Source organism: Streptomyces sp. NPDC002032 (assembly GCF_042890765.1).
In the GTDB taxonomy this organism is placed as follows: Bacteria; Actinomycetota; Actinomycetes; order Streptomycetales; family Streptomycetaceae; genus Streptomyces.
On record NZ_JBIASM010000021.1, the window covers coordinates 52,256 to 69,058 of the forward strand.

General features: G+C 74.4%; 12 protein-coding genes. 8 read left to right on the forward strand and 4 right to left on the reverse strand.

All coding sequences use genetic code 11. The features are described from left to right. Positions 1-189 precede the first annotated feature (189 nt). Positions 190-4,044: an amino acid adenylation domain-containing protein gene (locus tag ACFYYT_RS32345; protein ID WP_351822725.1), complete on the forward strand. Its 3,855-nt coding sequence runs from the start codon at positions 190-192 to the stop codon at positions 4,042-4,044. A 237-nt stretch (positions 4,045-4,281) separates the two neighbouring features. Beyond that, positions 4,282-5,172 carry an AfsR/SARP family transcriptional regulator gene (locus ACFYYT_RS32350; RefSeq protein ID WP_351822728.1) on the forward strand — a complete coding sequence of 297 codons (891 nt, stop codon included), beginning with the start codon at positions 4,282-4,284 and terminating at the stop codon, positions 5,170-5,172. Between the two features lie 99 nt (positions 5,173-5,271). On the opposite strand, the gene ACFYYT_RS32355 is transcribed toward ACFYYT_RS32350, so the two are convergent. Together ACFYYT_RS32355 and ACFYYT_RS32360 are read right to left on the reverse strand one after the other, a co-directional pair. After that, complete coding sequence (locus ACFYYT_RS32355; protein WP_351822731.1) at positions 5,272-6,177, reverse strand: 3-hydroxyacyl-CoA dehydrogenase NAD-binding domain-containing protein; 906 nt, start codon at positions 6,175-6,177, stop codon at positions 5,272-5,274. 13 nt (positions 6,178-6,190) lie between these two features. Further along, positions 6,191-7,321, reverse strand: a complete 1,131-nt coding sequence (locus tag ACFYYT_RS32360; RefSeq protein ID WP_351822734.1) for a hydrolase — start codon at positions 7,319-7,321, stop codon at positions 6,191-6,193. 273 nt (positions 7,322-7,594) lie between these two features. Between ACFYYT_RS32360 and ACFYYT_RS32365 the strand changes: the two genes are divergently transcribed. From ACFYYT_RS32365 to ACFYYT_RS32385, 5 genes are all read left to right on the forward strand, one after another. Continuing rightward, entirely contained in the window at positions 7,595-8,335 is a 741-nt protein-coding gene (locus tag ACFYYT_RS32365) for an SDR family NAD(P)-dependent oxidoreductase (RefSeq protein ID WP_351822736.1), read from the forward strand. Positions 8,336-8,579: 244 nt separating this feature from the next. Continuing rightward, the gene (gene metF, locus ACFYYT_RS32370) at positions 8,580-9,527 is read left to right on the forward strand and encodes a methylenetetrahydrofolate reductase [NAD(P)H] (RefSeq protein ID WP_351822739.1); all 948 of its coding nucleotides are present in this window, start codon (positions 8,580-8,582) and stop codon (positions 9,525-9,527) included. Between the two features lie 324 nt (positions 9,528-9,851). Next, on the forward strand, positions 9,852-11,123 hold the full coding sequence (locus ACFYYT_RS32375) for a beta-ketoacyl-[acyl-carrier-protein] synthase family protein (RefSeq protein WP_351822742.1): 1,272 nt from the start codon (positions 9,852-9,854) through the stop codon (positions 11,121-11,123). After that, a complete protein-coding gene (locus ACFYYT_RS32380; protein WP_351822745.1) occupies positions 11,120-12,382 on the forward strand; it encodes a ketosynthase chain-length factor in 1,263 nt (420 codons plus the stop codon). The genes ACFYYT_RS32375 and ACFYYT_RS32380 overlap by 4 nt, the downstream gene beginning before the upstream one ends. 118 nt (positions 12,383-12,500) lie before the next feature. Further along, a complete protein-coding gene (locus tag ACFYYT_RS32385; RefSeq protein ID WP_351822748.1) occupies positions 12,501-12,995 on the forward strand; it encodes a flavin reductase family protein in 495 nt (164 codons plus the stop codon). 34 nt (positions 12,996-13,029) lie between these two features. Here ACFYYT_RS32385 and ACFYYT_RS32390 read toward each other — a convergent pair whose 3' ends face one another. Then, on the reverse strand, positions 13,030-15,378 hold the full coding sequence (locus ACFYYT_RS32390) for an acyltransferase domain-containing protein (protein ID WP_388610225.1): 2,349 nt from the start codon (positions 15,376-15,378) through the stop codon (positions 13,030-13,032). A 216-nt stretch (positions 15,379-15,594) separates the two neighbouring features. Here ACFYYT_RS32390 and ACFYYT_RS32395 point away from each other — a divergent pair, with 216 nt between their 5' ends. Then, complete coding sequence (locus tag ACFYYT_RS32395; RefSeq protein ID WP_351825047.1) at positions 15,595-16,170, forward strand: DUF1772 domain-containing protein; 576 nt, start codon at positions 15,595-15,597, stop codon at positions 16,168-16,170. Positions 16,171-16,197: 27 nt separating this feature from the next. Here the strand turns inward: ACFYYT_RS32395 and ACFYYT_RS32400 are convergent, their stop codons facing one another. Further along, positions 16,198-16,695: a DUF1772 domain-containing protein gene (locus ACFYYT_RS32400; RefSeq protein ID WP_351825050.1), complete on the reverse strand. Its 498-nt coding sequence runs from the start codon at positions 16,693-16,695 to the stop codon at positions 16,198-16,200. Between the last annotated feature and the right edge of the window lie 108 nt (positions 16,696-16,803).

Consider the following 16,803-nt stretch of genomic DNA (forward strand, 5'->3'; position numbering starts at 1 on the left):
ATTCTTATCGCCGGAACTCCTTCCGGCGCCCGACGCTCACCGCCGGCGCGGTGGCCGCCCCAGGGCGGACACCTCCCCCCAGGCGCACGGGTGAGCCGTCGCACACCGGGCCGACCGCTCGACCGCAGGCCCGGTCGCGGGGGCGTGCGCGCGCCCGCTGCTCGACAACGGAACGTAAGGAAGCGGGAAATGACACTTCAGGAGACCACCGTGCTCGAGCCCACCCTGCGCGGCACCACCACGTTGCCCGGCCTGCTCGCGGAGCGTGTCGCCGAGCATCCCGAGGCGACCGCAGTCGTCTACCGTGACGAGCGGCTGACCTACCGGGAGCTCGCCTCCCGCAGCTCCGCCCTGGCCGCCTACCTCAGACACCTGGGCGTGGCGGCGGACGACTGCGTCGGCCTCTTCGTCGAACCGTCGATCGATCTGATGGTCGGTGCCTGGGGCATCCTGACCGCCGGAGCCGCCTACCTGCCGCTGTCCCCGGAGTACCCCGAGGACCGCCTCCGGTACATGATCGAGAACAGCCAGGCCAAGATCATCCTGGCTCAGCAGCGCCTGGTGTCCCGGCTGCGCGAACTCGCGCCCGCGGACGTCACCGTCGTCACCCTGCGCGACTCCGACGCCTTCCTCCTGCCCGAGGGCCGGCAGGAGGCGCCCGTCCTCGACGGCGCCCGCCCCGACACCCTCGCGTACGTCATCTACACCTCGGGCAGCACGGGCAAGCCCAAGGGCGTGATGATCGAGCACCACAGCATCGTCAGCCAGCTCGGCTGGCTGCGCGAGACCTACGCGATCGACCGCAGCAAGACCATCCTGCAGAAGACCCCGATGAGCTTCGACGCCGCCCAGTGGGAGATCCTCTCCCCGGCCAACGGCGCCACCGTCGTCATGGGCGCCCCCGGCGTCTACGCCGACCCCGAGGGCCTCATCGAGACCATCGTCAAGTACGGCGTGACCACGCTCCAGTGCGTGCCCACCCTGCTCCAGGGCCTGCTGGACACCGAGAAGTTCGACCAGTGCGTCTCCCTCCAGCAGATCTTCAGCGGCGGCGAGGCGCTCTCGCGCCTGCTCGCCGTCCAGGTCACGCAGGAGATGCCGGGCCGCGCCCTGATCAACGTCTACGGGCCGACCGAGTGCACCATCAACTCGTCCTCGTTCGTGGTCGACCCGGCCGCCCTCGACGAGGCGCCGCAGTCCATCTCCATCGGCGCCCCGGTCCACGACACCCAGTACCACATCCTGGGCAAGGACGACCTCAAGCCCGTCGGCGTCGGCGAGATCGGCGAGCTGTACATCGGCGGCGGCCAGCTGGCCCGCGGCTACCTGCACCGCCCCGACCTGACCGCCGAGCGCTTCCTGGAGATCGAGCTCACCGAGGGCGCCGGCACCACCCGCCTGTACAAGACGGGCGACCTGGGCCAGTGGAACCCGGACGGCACCGTGCAGTTCGCCGGCCGTGCCGACAACCAGGTCAAGCTGCGCGGCTACCGCGTCGAGCTGGACGAGATATCCCTGGCGATCGAGAACCACGACTGGGTCCGCAACGCGGCGGTCATCGTCAAGAACGACGGCCGCACCGGCTTCCAGAACCTGATCGCCTGCGTCGAGCTGAGCGAGAAGGAAGCCGCCCTGATGGACCAGGGCAACCACGGCTCCCACCACGCCTCGAAGAAGAGCAAGCTCCAGGTCAAGGCGCAGCTGTCCAACCCGGGCCTGCGCGACGACTCCGAGCTGGCCGGCCGCTCCACCTTCGACCTGCCGGGCGCCCAGCCCACCCCCGAGCAGCGCAGCCGGGTCTTCGCCCGCAAGACGTACCGCTTCTACGAGGGCGGCGCGGTCACCCAGGGCGACCTGCTCGCGCTGCTCGGCGCGAAGGTCCCCTCGGCCTACTCGCGCAAGTCCGCCGACCTCGCCCCGGCCGAACTGGGCCAGATCCTGCGCTGGTTCGGCCAGTACGTCAGCGAGGAGCGGCTGCTGCCGAAGTACGGCTACGCCTCCCCGGGCGCGCTGTACGCGACGCAGATGTACTTCGAGCTGGAGGGCGTCGGCTCGCTGAAGCCCGGCTACTACTACTACCAGCCGGTCCGCCACCAGCTCGTCCTCATCAGCGAGCGGGCCGCCACCGGCAAGCCCACCGCCCGGATCCACTTCATGGGCAAGAAGGGCGGCATCGAGCCCGTCTACAAGAACAACATCCAGGAGGTCCTGGAGATCGAGACCGGCCACATCGTCGGCCTCTTCGAGCAGGTGCTGCCGGCCTACGGCCTGGACATCCGCGACCTGGCCTTCGAGCCGGCCGTCCGCGAGCTGCTGGACGTCCCCGAGGAGGACTTCTACCTCGGCACCTTCGAGCTGGTCCCGCACACGGGCCCGCGCGAGGACCACGCCGAGGTCTACGTCCAGACCCACGGCGGCAAGGTCGAGGGCCTGCCGCAGGGCCAGTACCGCTACGCGGACGGCGAGCTCACCCGCTTCTCGGACGACATCGTCCTCAAGAAGCAGGTCATCGCCATCAACCAGTCGGTGTACGAGGCCGCCAGCTTCGGCATCAGCGTGGTCAGCCGGGCGCCCGAGGAGTGGCTGCACTACATCACCCTCGGCAAGAAGCTCCAGCACCTGATGATGAACGGGCTCGGCCTGGGCTTCATGTCCTCCGGCTACAGCTCCAAGACCGGCAACCCGCTGCCCGCGTCGCGCCGGATCGACGCCGTCCTGAACGCGGCCGGGGTCGACAGCGGTCCGTCGTACTTCTTCGTCGGCGGCCGGGTCAGCGAGGAGCAGCTCGGCCACGAGGGCATGCGCGAGGACAGCGTCCACATGCGCGGTCCGGCGGAGCTGATCCGCGACGACCTCGTCAGCTTCCTGCCGGACTACATGATCCCGAACCGGGTCGTGGTGTTCGAGCGGCTGCCGCTGTCCGCCAACGGCAAGATCGACGCGAAGGCGCTCGCCGCCTCCGACCAGGTCAACGCCGAGCTCGTGGAGCGGCCCTTCGTCGCCCCGCGCACCGAGACCGAGAAGGAGATCGCGGAGGTGTGGGCCAAGTCCCTGCGCCGCGAGAGCGTCTCGGTCCAGGACGACTTCTTCGAGTCGGGCGGCAACTCGCTGATCGCCGTCGGCCTCATCCGCGAGCTCAACTCGCGCCTGGCCGTCTCCCTGCCGCTGCAGAGCGTCCTGGAGTCCCCGACGGTCGAGAAGCTCGCCCGCCGCCTGGAGCGCGAGGTCGCCCAGGAGTCCTCCCGCCTGGTGCGGCTGCACGCCGAGACCGGCAAGGACCGTCCGGTGCTGTGCTGGCCGGGCCTGGGCGGCTACCCGATGAACCTGCGCACGCTGGCCGGCGAGATCGGCCTCGGCCGCTCGTTCTACGGCATCCAGGCGCACGGGATCAACGAGGGCGAAGCCCCGTACGCGACCATCACGGAGATGGCCAAGGCCGACATCGAGGCCATCAAGGAGCTCCAGCCGAAGGGCCCCTACACCCTGTGGGGCTACTCCTTCGGTGCCCGCGTCGCCTTCGAGACCGCCTACCAGCTGGAGCAGGCGGGCGAGAAGGTCGACAACCTCTTCCTGATCGCCCCGGGCTCGCCGACCGTGCGCGCCGAGAACGGCAAGGTGTACGGCCGTGAGGCGTCCTTCGCCAACCGCGCCTACACGACGATCCTCTTCTCGGTGTTCACCGGCACCATTTCGGGTCCGGACCTGGACAAGTGCCTGGAATCGGCGACGGACGAGGAATCCTTCGCCGAATTCATCAGCGAGCTCAAGGGCATCGACATCGACCTGGCGAAGCGGATCATCTCGGTCGTGGGTCAGACCTACGAATTCGAGTACTCCTTCCGTGAGCTGTCCGAGCGCACGCTGAGCGCGCCGGTGACCATTTTCAAGGCCCGCGGCGACGACTACTCGTTCATCGAGAACAGCAGTGGTTACTCCGCCGAGCCGCCGACGGTCATCGACCTCGACGCCGACCACTACAGCCTGCTCCGTACCCCGGACATCGGCGAACTGGTCAAGCACATCCGGTACCTGCTCGGAGAGTAGTCGCGAGCCGGTCCACACCATGCGGCCGCCCCGCCGGAGAAATCCGGCGGGGCGGCCGTATTTTTGCGTTTCCGGACGTCCGTGACGGGGATCTGTGAAAAGCATTCCGAATGCTGACGCAAGTTGACGACGCCCTGACAAATGGCTGGTTGACGTGCATCAGAGGACTGGAAGAGAATTCTTATAATTCAGGCGGATTGCTCATCGCATTGTCCTGCTGACGAGGAGTCATCACCCATGCGTTTCAATCTCATCGGCCCCTTCGAAATCGTCACGGACGACGGCAGGACCTACCGGCCGGGGACCCCCAAGGTCTGCCAGACGCTGGCGCTGCTGCTCACCCGGCCGGGCGAGATCGTCACGGCCGACGCGCTCATCCAGGAGCTGTGGGGCGAGAAACCGCCGCGCAGTGCCGTCACCACGCTCCAGACGTACGTGTACCACGCACGCCGGATGTTCACGAACGAGTCGCTCGCCCCGGCCGGCCGCCGGCTGATCCTCACCAGCCCGCCCGGCTACTCCATCCAGGCCGCCGACTCGGAGATCGACATCCGGATATTCGAGTCGCTCGTCACGCGGGCGCGCCTCGAACTGAGCGAGGGCGACGCGCTCACCGCCCTGCGCACCGTGCGCGAGGCGCTCGACCTGTGGCGCGGGCCGGCGCTGTCCAACTTCCCCGCGGGCGACCTGCTCGCCGGGCACGTCGTGCACCTGGAGGAACTGCGCATCCGCGCCTTCGAGATCCGCATCGCCTGCGAGGAACAGCTCGGCTGGCACCGCGAGTCCATCCCCGAGCTGCGCAAGCTCATCAACGACTACCCGCTCAACGAGTGGTTCCACAGCCAGCTCATCGGCGCCCTCGGCGCCGCCGGCCGGCGCGCGGAAGCCCTCCAGGCCTACCAGAACGTCCGGCGGCTGCTCGCCGACGAACTGGGCCTGGAACCCTCCCTGGAGCTCAAGCAGCTCCAGGCACGGCTGCTGAGCCCCGTCCCGCAGCCCGACCGCGCCGACCGGATCGACCGCACCGACCGGATCGACCGGATCGACCGCACCGTCCGGCCCCGCGTGCCCGGCGGCCAGGAGGTCCCGGGCCGCCGGGAACAGCCCGCGGCACGCACCGCGTCCTGAGCACCGCGACGCACGGGAGTCCCGGTATGGCGTGCGGGCCGTAGCGGGACTCCCGTGCGTACGCGGTCCTCGGCCTCGGTCTCGGCCTCGGCCTCGGCCTCAGCCGTGGCCGCTGACCTCGGCGAGCGCGCGCAGGACCGCCGCCTGCCGGGCGTCGCGTTCCCGCACGTGCTCCTCGTACGTCTTCGATCCGTAGGCCTGCCCGGCCCGCTCGACGAGCCGGCCCGAGGCCCCGACGTCCAGCCAGCCGCGCGGACCGCCCTGCGCGCCGTCCAGGTGGAAGGCGAGGAAGGGGCCGACGGCGGCCCAGCGCAGCCCGAGCGAGTGCGTGACCACCCGGTCGAGCTCCTCCGCGGTGACGACTCCCTCGCGCACCAGCCGCACGGCCTCGCGCAGCAGCGCCGCCTGGAGCCGGTCCGCCGCCGACGCCGGGACGGCCGGCCCGCGCAGGACCACCGGGACCCGGCCGACCGACTCCAGGAAGAGCACGGCCTCCTCCACGGCCGCCTCCGAGGTCCGCCCGCCGGCCACGACCTCCACCAGCGGCACCACGTGCGGCGGGTTGCAGGGGTGGCCCACGACCAGCCGGCCGGAGTCGGCCATCCGGGCGCCCATGTCGTCCGGGTCCAGGGCCGAGGCGGACGACAGCAGCAGCGCCCGGGCCGGGGCGGCCCGGCCGATCCGCTCGTACAGCGCCCGCTTGAGCTCCAGGTCCTCAGGAACGGCCTCGACGACGACGTCGGCGTCCGCCACCGCCCGTTCCAGGTCCGGCTCGAAGCACAGCCGCCCGGGGAAGCCCGCCGGGTCCGCGCAGCCGTCGGGCAGGTACGGGGCCAGCAGGCGCAGGCCCTCGGCGACGACGCGCGGCGCGTCCGCGCGGCGGCTGTTGACCCGTACGGTCAGCCCGTGGCCCAGGAACAGGGCGATCCAGCCGAGTCCGATGGTGCCCGCGCCGATGACGGCGACGACGCGCTCTTCCGCCTCTTCCCGCGCTTCCCCGCTCACCCGCCCGCCCCGCTCAGGCGGCGGTCAGGCCGGCGGACGGGGACAGCAGCCGGGCCCCGTAAGGGCCCCCGGCCGCTTCGAACCGCAGCGCCGCATGGCTCGCGAGGCTGTGCACGTCGCGCCAGATCCGCTGGAGGGGGTGCCCGGCGAACTGCCCGGAGCTCCCGGTGGCGCGCAGCAGCCGCTCGACGACGTCCACCAGCCGCTCGACGGCGTACGCGCACTCGGCGGGGCTGCGGAGCAGCTCCGCCGCGCCCGCGCCGGGGGAGTCGGCGGCCCGGGCCGCCCGTTCCAGCAGCAGGCCCGCGCTGTCGGTGGCGATCACCCCGCGGGCCAGGGCGGTGCGCAGCGCGAGCTCCTCCGGCTCCGCTCCCGTACGGGAGTCCTCGGCCCACACGCGCAGCGCGGCGCGGGCCGCGCCGAGCGCGGGGGCGCCCAGGAACAGGCCGCCGAGCAGCGGCTGCGGCGCCGTGTGGCAGCGGGCGTCGGAGCCCACGGCCCGGCCCTCGGTCATGTGCCGGCGGGGGAAGCCGCGGTGGGCCGGTACGAAGACGTTGTCGGCGACCAGGGTGTGGCTGCCCGTGCCGCGCATCCCCACCGAGGTCCAGGTGTCGGCGATCGCGTAGTCGCTCCGGGGCAGCGCGAAGAACCAGGGGACCCGCCGGCCGTCCTGCGGCACCAGCGCGCACACCAGGGCCCAGTCGGAGAACCCGACGGCACTGGTGCAGTCCCACTCGCCGGACACGCGCCAGCCGCCGGAGACCGAGGTCGCGCCGCCGCGCGGCAGCAGCGCGCCGACCACGGCGGTGTCGGCGCCCCGGGCCCACAGCTCCGCCTGCCCGTCCTCGGGCAGGTAGGCGCCCATCCGGCCGCCGCCGGCGAGCACCGAGGCGCACCAGCCGGCCGAGGTACAGCCCTGCGCGAGGGCGGCGACGGCCTCCAGCAGTCCGGTGGCCGAACCGTCCCGGCCGCCCCAGCGGGCGGGGACGAAGTACCGGGCGAAGCCCGCGCCGAGGATCCCCTCGGTCACGACGGGGGACAGGGCGCGCTCGCTGTCGGCCCGTTCCGCGTACCGGACGGCCAGGGAAGCCAGCTCCTGTGCTCCCGCACGCAGATCCGTGCCTGATGTCGGGGAGCTTGGCATCGGCACCACTTTCCTCGTCCGTTCGGGGCGGCCCGCCGGGCGGGCGGCAGTGCGGCCACCCTGGACGCATTGCGTCCAGATCCGCTGGAAACGGACTCGACGTACGGTCGTCGCCGCTGCGGGGGCACGGCGCGGCCGCCGAAGGCGCCGCCCCGCACGGCGGCCGGCGGCCTCCGCCGGGACCGTGTTCCTCCAGGCAGCCTCCGGTGAGGCGCGCCGGGTTCCTCAGAGCCTGGCCGCCCATATCCGTCCCAAAGCGGTGCGAGGTTGCATGTGAAACTCAAGGGCAGGGTCGCCGTCGTCACCGGCGCCACGAGGGGCCTGGGCCTCAGGATCGCCGAGGGCTTCGTCGCCGAGGGGGCGTACGTCGTCGCCGCCGCGCGCGGCGAGGAGGGGGCGCGCGAGGCCCTGGAACCGCTCGGAGAGCGGGCCGTCTTCCACCGGGTCGACGTGCGCGACCCGGAGTCCGTGCGCATCCTGACGGACGCCGTGGCGGAGGCGTACGGCGGGATCGACATCCTGGTGGCCAACGCGGGCGTCAGCCGCTCGGGGGCCGCCGCGGGACTGGCCGGGGCGGACTGGGCGGACGTCGTCGACACCAACCTCAACGGCCTCTTCCACTGCGTCCGGGCGGCGGTTCCGCACCTGGAGCGGAGCCGGGCGGGCGGGCGGATCATCGCGATGTCCTCCGCCCTCGGCAGCCGGCCCACCCCGGGGGCCTCCTCGTACTGCGCCACCAAGGCGGCGGTGGAGATGTTCAGCAAGGTCATCGCGCTGGAGCTGGCCCCCCGGGGCATCACCGTCAACTGTCTGTCGCCCGGCTTCATCGACGAGGGCATGGGCAAGCTGCTCAAGCGCAACGAGGCGGTGTGGAGCAAGTACGCGCCGAAGATCTCGCTCGGCCGCATGGGCAGCGGGGCGGAGGTGGCCGACGCGGCGGTCTACCTCGCGGCCGACAGCGGCTCCTACGTCAACGGCCACGTACTGGAGATCAACGGAGGCCTTGGCTGGTGAGGCGCGCGGCGGCGCGCGCCCGGCGGCCTGAGGCCCGGCGCTGCGGCCCGGCGGCCTGCGGCCCGGCGCTGCGGCCCCCGCCGTTCGAGCCCGCCTCCAGCACGGTCGGAGAGGGTCGCCCCCCACGCCGCGGCAGCGGTCCGGGAGGCCGTGACCGGCGTCCGCGACCCGCCCCCATCCACCTCGGACGCGGGCCGGGCGTCCCCGCCCGCGCCCCGCCCGCCTTCCACGCCGGAGGCCGCACATGACAGCCCTGCGCGACGCCCTCGCCCACGGGGTCCCGTCCTTCTCCTTCGAGTTCTTCCCGCCCAGGACCGACGCCGGTGGCCGCGTCCTGTGGGACGCGATCCGCCGCATCGAGCCGCTGGCGCCCACCTTCGTGTCGGTCACCTACGGGGCCGGCGGCTCCTCGCGCGAGCGCACCGTGGAGGTGACCAAACGGATCGCCGCCGAGACGACGCTGCGGCCCGTCGCCCACCTCACCGCCGTCGGGCACTCGGTCGCCGAACTGCGCCGCATCATCGGCCAGTACGCGGACGTGGGCGTACGCGACGTCCTCGCGCTGCGCGGCGATCCGCCCGGCGACCCGAACGCGCCCTGGGTGCGCCACCCGCAGGGCCTGGGCCACGCGCACGAACTGGTCAGCCTGGTGCGGGACGCGGGGGCCTTCAGCGTCGGCGTCGCGGCCTTCCCCGAACGGCACCCGCGCTCCCCGGACTGGGAGAGCGAGATGCGGCACTTCGTGGCCAAGTGCCGGGCGGGCGCCGACTACGCCGTCACGCAGATGTTCTTCCACGTGGACGACTACCTGCGGCTGCGCGACCGGGTCGCCGCGGCGGGCTGCGACACCCCGGTCATCCCGGAGATCATGCCCGCCACGGACGTCCGCCAGATCAGCCGGTTCGCCGAGCTCAGCGGAGCCGCGTTCCCCGGGCACCTGGCCCGCCGCCTCGACGCCGTGCGCGACGACCCGGCGGCCGGGCACGCCATCGGCGTCGAGTACGCCACCGCCATGGCGCGGCGGCTGCTGGCCGAGGGCGCCCCGGGGCTGCACTACATCACCCTCAACCGCTCGACGGCGACCCTGGAGATCCACCGCAACGTACTGGGCTCCGGAACGCCCGCCGCAGCCGCCCGGCCCGCCGCAGCGGCCGGAGCCGCCACAGCCGCCACAGCCGCCCGGGCCGCATAGCCCCGGGCGTCAGGAACGTCCGGATCCCCCGGATCCCCCGGATCCCCCGGATCCCCCGGATCCCCCGGATCCCCCGGATCCCCCGGATCCCCCGAATCCCCGGATCCCCTGGAGACGGGGTCGAGACCGGCTCGGGACGCGGCCGGTGCCCGCGCCGGGACGGCCGGTCCGGGGCGGGGCGCGGGCCGGTCACCACCAGCCCTCCACCTGCCGTCGAGCGGCCCTGACCAGGCTCGTCCTGCGGACACGGACCAACGAGGGGCTGACCGGACCGCCGGATGCGCCGAAAGCACAGCAGAAGGACTCACCCGTGAAGGACACCCAATGAGCCGACGCGTCGTCATCACCGGAATCGGAGTCGTCGCGCCCGGGGGGGTGGGCACCAAGGAGTTCTGGTCCCTGCTCACCGCCGGACGGACCGCGACCCGGCCGATCAGCCTGTTCGACGCCTCCGCGTTCCGCTCCCGCATCGCCGCCGAGGCCGACTTCGACCCGCTCGACCACGGGTTCACCGCCGAGGAGGCCCTCCGCCTCGACCGGGCCGCCCAGTTCGCGCTCGTCAGCGCGGACGAGGCCCTGCGCGACAGCGGCCTCGCCGGCGCGGAGACGGACCCGGCGCGCACCGGTGTCACCCTCGGCAGCGCGGTGGGCTGCACCACCGGCCTGGACGTCGAGTACAACGCGGTGAGCCGGGGCGGCAGCACCTGGCAGGTCGACCACACCCTCGCCGTCCCGCACCTCTTCGACTACTTCGTGCCCAGCTCGCTCGCGGCCGAGGTCGCCTGGCGCGTGAACGCCCAGGGCCCGGTCTCCGTGGTCTCCACCGGCTGCACCTCCGGCCTCGACGCCATCGGCCACGCCGTGGAGCTGATCCGCGAAGGCAGCGCCGACGTGATGGTCACCGGCGCCACCGAGGCCCCGATCTCCCCGATCACCGTCGCCTGCTTCGACGCGATCAAGGCCACCTCCCCGCGCAACGACGACCCGGCGACCGCCTCCCGCCCCTTCGACGCCACCCGCAACGGCTTCGTCCTCGGCGAGGGTTCGGCCGTCCTGGTGCTGGAGGAGCTGGAGAGCGCCCGCAGGCGCGGCGCCCACGTCTACGCCGAGATCGCGGGCTTCGCCAGCCGCTGCAACGCCTACCACATGACCGGACTGCGCGCCGACGGCGTGGAGATGGCCGAGGCGATCACCGTCGCCCTCGACGAGGCCCGCCTCGACCCCACCGCCGTCGACTACATCAGCGCCCACGGCTCCGGCACCAAGCAGAACGACCGGCACGAGACCGCCGCCTTCAAGCGCAGCCTCGGACAGCACGCCCACGACGTCTCCGTCAGCTCCATCAAGTCCATGATCGGCCACTCCCTCGGGGCGATCGGCTCCCTGGAGATCGCCGCCAGCGCCCTGGCCATCGCGCACAACACCGTCCCCCCGACGGCCAACCTGCACACCCCCGACCCGTCCTGCGACCTGGACTACATCCCGCTCACCGCGCGCGAGCAGCGCACCGACACCGTCCTCAGCGTCGGCAGCGGATTCGGCGGTTTCCAGAGCGCCATGGTCCTGACCCGCCCGCGCCTGGGAGATGCCGCATGAGCAACGAGACCGCAGCCCGCCCCGGCGCCGGGCAGTCCGGCCCGGCCGACGCACCCGTCGTCACCGGCATCGGCGTCACCGCCCCCAACGGGCTGGGCACCGAAGCCTGGTGGGCGGCCGTGCTGCGCGGCGAGAGCGGCATCCGCCCCGTCGGCCGCTTCGACGCCGCCCAGTACCCGGCCAGGCTCTCCGGCGAGGTCCCCGGCTTCGACGCCGCCGCGCACATACCCGGGCGGCTGCTGCCGCAGACCGACCACATGACCCGGCTCGCGCTGACCGCCGCCGACGAGGCCCTCGCCGACGCCGGCGTCGACCCGGCCGAGCTGCCCGACTTCTCCGCCGGCGTCGTCACCGCCGGCTCGGCGGGCGGCTACGAGTTCGGCCAGAAGGAGCTCCAGGCCCTGTGGAGCCAGGGCGGCCAGTACGTCAGCGCGTACCAGTCCTTCGCCTGGTTCTACGCCGTCAACAGCGGCCAGATCTCCATCAAGAACGGCCTGCGCGGACCCAGCGGCGTCCTCGTCACCGAACAGGCCGGCGGCCTCGACGCGGTGGCCCAGGCCCGCCGCCAGGTCCGCAAGGGCGTCCGGCTCGTGGTCACCGGCGGCGTGGACTCCTCCATCTGCCCCTGGGGCTGGGCCGCCCACCTCGCCGGCGGCGAACTGAGCACCGCCGACGACCCCGCGCGCGCCTTCCTGCCGTTCTCCGCCGACGCCAACGGCCACGTGGTGGGGGAGGGCGGCGCGCTGCTCGTCCTGGAGGACGCCGCCGCCGCCCGCGAACGCGGCGCCGGGGTCTACGGAACCGTCGCCGGGTACGCCGCCACCTTCGACCCGCCGCCCGGCTCGGGCGGCGCGCCGAGGCTGCGCACCGCCGCCGAACTGGCCCTGCGCGACGCCGGTCTCGCCCCCGCCGACGTCGACGTGGTCTTCGCCGACGCGGCGGGCCGGCGCACCGCCGACCGCGAGGAGGCCGAGGCCATCGCCGGGCTGTTCGGCCGGTACGCGGTGCCCGTCACCGCGCCCAAGACGATGACCGGCCGGCTCGCCGCGGGCGGCGCCTCGCTCGACCTGGCCGCCGCGCTGCTCTGCCTGCGCGACCAGGTCATCCCGCCCACCGTCAACTCCGCCGCCCCGGCCGAGGACTGCCCGATCGACCTCGTGACGGACGCCCGCCGGCCCGGCCCGCTGCGTACGGCGCTGGTGCTGGCGCGCGGCCGGGGCGGTTTCAACGCGGCCGTGGTGGTCCGCGCCGCCGCCTGAGGCGGAGCCCGTCCGCCGGGCGTCCCGCCGCCGGAGTCCGCGCCGCCGGGCGTCCGCGCCGCCGCGGTGGACCGACGCGCGGGGCGCCGTACCGTACCTTTCCGAGCCAGGAGGACCGATGCCCAATCCCGACCCCGCCGAGTTCGCCCGCGTCATGGCCCAGGTCCCGGCCCCGGTCACCGTGGTGACCACGGTGGACGCGACCGGACGGCGCTGGGGCTTCACCGCCAGCTCCTTCACCTCGCTGTCCCTCGACCCGCCGCTCGTGCTGGTCTGCCCGGCGAAGACGGCCTCCTGCCACGAGGCCTTCGTCACCGGCACCCGGTTCCTGGTGAACGTGCTCGCGGCCGACCAGGCCGACATCGCGGGCCACTTCGCCCGCTCCGGAGCCGACAAGTTCGCGGGCACCCCGATGCGGCCGTGCGAGCTGGGCCTGCCCGGCCTGCCGGACGCCACCGCGCGGATCGCGTGCACCCTGTACGACGTACTGGACGGCGGCGACCACAGCATCCTGGTCGGCCGCGTCGAGGCCGTCCACGCGGGCGGCGCCGACCCGCTCGTTTACCACGACCGGCAGTTCACCCGGCCCCGGGGACTGCCGGCGCTGGCCTAAGGGATGTCCGGCGCCGCCCGGCGGCCCGGCCGCGTCAGCGCGCCAGGCGGCCCAGCCAGTCCTCCACCACGTCGGCGACCCCGGCGCTGTCCGCGCCGAGCAGCGAGAAGTGGTCCCCCGGGGCCTCGGTGACGTGGTCGGCGTACTCCCAGCCGCCCGTCCCCCCGGCCGCCGAGCGGGCCGCCCGCACCAGCAGCGTCGGCGCCGCGGCCGGTTCGGGCGTCCAGTCGGCGAACACCCGCAGGTGGCCGCCCATCGCGAGGAGCCGCCCGTCGTCGGGAACGCCGAGGGGGGCGGCCGGGTCCAGCAGCCGTTCCGTCAGCAGGGCGAGGCCGCGGCCGCCCTCGGTGCGCGCGTACGTGTCGAGCAGCACCACCGCCGCCGCCTCCCGGCCGAGTTCGGGCAGCTCGCGGGCGACGGCGTGCGCGATCCAGCCGCCGGAGGAGTGCCCCAGCAGCACCGGCGCCCGCTCCCCGCAGGCCCGGGCCACCGCCTCCGCCTGCGCCCGGACCAGCGCCTGGCGGGTGCGCGGCAGGACGGGGTCGCCCGCGAAGCCGGGGTGCGGGAGCACCGTCAGACCCCGGCGGCCCTCCAGGGCGGCGGCCAGCTCCCGGTACTCGTGGGGGCCGGAGCCCGCGCCGAGCGAGGGGAACGCGAACAGCCGCGCGCCGCCCTCCCGGTGGGGCGCGAGCTCCGCCGGGGCCGGCCAGTGCGCCACCCCGGCGCGGTGGTCGTAGTGCGGCAGCAGCTCGGCCGCCGCCATCAGCAGCGCCGCGCCCTCGGCGGTGCGCCCCTGGGCGTGGGCCCCGCGCAGCAGCCGGACGAGGGTCCCGCCCGCGCCCCGCTCCGGCGCCGGGTCGCACACCGCGGCGCCCCGCTCCCGTACGACGGCCCCACCGTGCCCGGGCGGTACGGGCGCGGGCAGCCGCGCCGCGGGCCGGGAGGCGTCGGCGTGCGCCGCCGCGCGGCCGTGCTCGGCGTCGGGGGCCTGCGGGGCGGCCCGGCGGGTCGTGGCGCCGGCCAGGGCCGGGACCGCGTACGGGCCGCCCGGGCCGCGGCCCCCGGTGCCGGCCGGCGTCCACCGGGCGGGCCCCTCCCCGGCTTCCGGCCCCCGGGCGCGCGGCGCCGCTCCGTCCGGCGCCGGGGCCGGCGCGGGGAACACGGCCCGCGCTCCGGTGCCGTCCGGCGCAGCCCCGCCGGTGCGCGGGCGCGGGCGCGGGGCGGCCGGCGGGGCGTCGTCGGCGCCCGCGACCCACAGCCGCTTGCGGCGCAGGGCGTACGCGGGGCGCTCCGTGCGGGAGGCCGCGGACTCGGTGAAGAAGGTCTGCCAGTCCACGTCGATGCCGTGCCGGTGCAGGTCGGACACCGCCCTGGTCAGGCTCGGGGCCTCGTCGTGGCCGCGGCGCAGGGTGGGCACCAGGGCCATGTCGTCGTCGCCGGTGACGCAGCCCCGGGCCAGGGCGGTCAGCAGGGCGTCGGGGCCCAGCTCCAGCACGGCGCCGACGCCGCGGCCGGCCAGCGTGCGGACGGTGTCGTGGAAGCGGACGGTCTCGCGGAGCTGGACCACCCAGTACTCGGGGCGGGCCACCTCGTCCGAGACGAGGCCCCCGGTGAGCCCGGAGACGAAGGCCGTCGCGGGCCGCCGGAACGCGAGGCCCGCCACGGTCCGCCGGAACTCCTCCAGCATCGGGTCCATGAGCGGCGAGTGGTGGGCGTGACTGACGCGCAGTGCCTTGGACTTGACGTCCTGTTCCGCGAGCCGGCCGACGACCGTCCGCACCGCCTCGCGGGCGCCGCAGACCACCACCGCCCGGGGCCCGTTGACGGCGCCGATCGCCGCGCCCGGCACCAGCAGGGGAGCCACCTCGTCCTCGCCCGCCTGGACGGACACCATGACCCCGCCCGCGGGCAGCGCCTGCGTCAGCCGGCCCCGCGCGCTCACCAGCACCGCCGCGTCGCGCAGCGACAGCACCCCGGCGACGTGCGCGGCGGCGATCTCCCCGACGGAGTGGCCGCCGACGACCGCCGGCACCACGCCCCAGGACTCCACCAGCCGGTAGAGGGCCACCTCGAAGGCGAACAGGGCGGGCTGCGCCGTCCCCGTTTGGTTCAGCAGGTCGGCGTCCTCGCCGAAGACGGCCTCCGCGACGGCCCCGTCCAGTTCCGCGCAGGCCGCGTCGAAGGCGGCGGCGAACACCGGGAAGTCCTCGTACAGCCCGCGCCCCATGCCGGGCCGCTGGCTGCCCTGGCCGGTGAACAGCACCGCCAGTTCCCGGCCCCGGGGCGAGGGGCGGGAGGCGTACGCCGGCCGCTGTAAGGGAGCCGGCGCGCCGGCCGTCCGGGCGGCGGACCGGTCGGGAAAACCACGCGTGTGCTCAGGCATCGTCCCTCTTCCACCCGCACGTATTGCACCCGCACGTAGGCCCTGTCAGCGCCACCTGGTGCCGCAGAGATGGTGCGCACCCCCGGTGGAGCCGCACTCGCGCGCGGCTGAACCGCATGCTCCGCGCGCGGTCCCTGGCCCCGGGGCGGTGCGGGATGTCACGATCGGCCGCGCGCGCGGGCACCGGGCCCGCCGACACCGGGTGAGGACAGGTTCATGGACCAGCAGAGACCGGCACCGCACACCGACGGCCCCGCCCCCGCTCCCGCCCCTGCTTCTGCCGCTTCCCGGGTGCGGGCGGCCGGATTCCTGCTCGGGCTGGCGACCGTCCTCGTCGGGCTGATGGCGGGCCTGTTCTTCGCCTTCACCGTCTCGGTGATGCCGGGCCTGGACGCCTCCGACGCCCGTACGTACGCCACCGCCATGCGGCAGTTCAACTCCGCCATCGACGGCAACGGCCTCTTCGGCACCGCCTTCGTCCTCGCGCTGCTCGCCGCCGCCGCCGCGAGCGCCGTCGAATACCGCGCCGGGCGGCGCCGGGCAGCGCTGTGGGCGGGCGCGGCGGCCGTCGCCTACCTCGTCGTCCTGGTCCTCACCTTCGCGGTGAACATCCCGCTCAACAACGAGCTCGCGGCGGCGGGCGACCCGGCGGGCGCCACCGCCGCCGACGTGCTCGACCGGTTCAGGGGCACCTGGGTGCCCGCCAACACCGCCCGTACGCTGCTGTGCACCGTCGCCCTGGCGGCCCTGGCCCGCGCCCTGCTCCTGCACGGCCGCGCCACCCCGCGCTGACCCCGCGCCGACCTCGCCCCGGCCCGGCTAGCGGGACTGCCCGTACCGGATCAGGGCCCAGGCCAGCAGGACGGTCGAGGCCGTCGTCAGCAGGGTGCGCCAGAGGTTGGCGCGCACCCACGGCCGCTCGAAGGCGCGGCGCACGGCGGCGGGGTCGGTGATCCGGTCCGCCGGGCCCGCCGCCGCCAGGGCGTTGTTGAGCGGGATGTTCACCCCGCCCGTGACGGCCATGGCGAGGACGCAGGCGACGAAGGCCCCGATCAGCGGCGGCAGCACGGAGCGGCCGTCCGGCGGGAGGTGCAGGGCCAGGGCGAGCCCGGTCAGCAGCAGCGAGCCGGCGTAGCCGGCCAGGAACCAGCCGCCCAGGATGGCGACGTTGATCCGCTGCATCACCTCCACGACCGTCCGGTCGCCCGCGCCGCGCAGGCCGGGCATGACCGCCACCGTGAATCCGTAGAACAGGCCGCTCACCAGGCCCATGGTGACCGTCGCCGCGATCAGTGACGCGAAACGTACCGTTTCCACGCAGTTGCCTCCCCCGTGCTCCGCGAACGGCCGGGCGCCGCCGGCGCGGGCCGATCCTACGTCCGGCGGTCCGCGCGTCCCGGCATGTGGGACTGCCCGGAGCCCGGC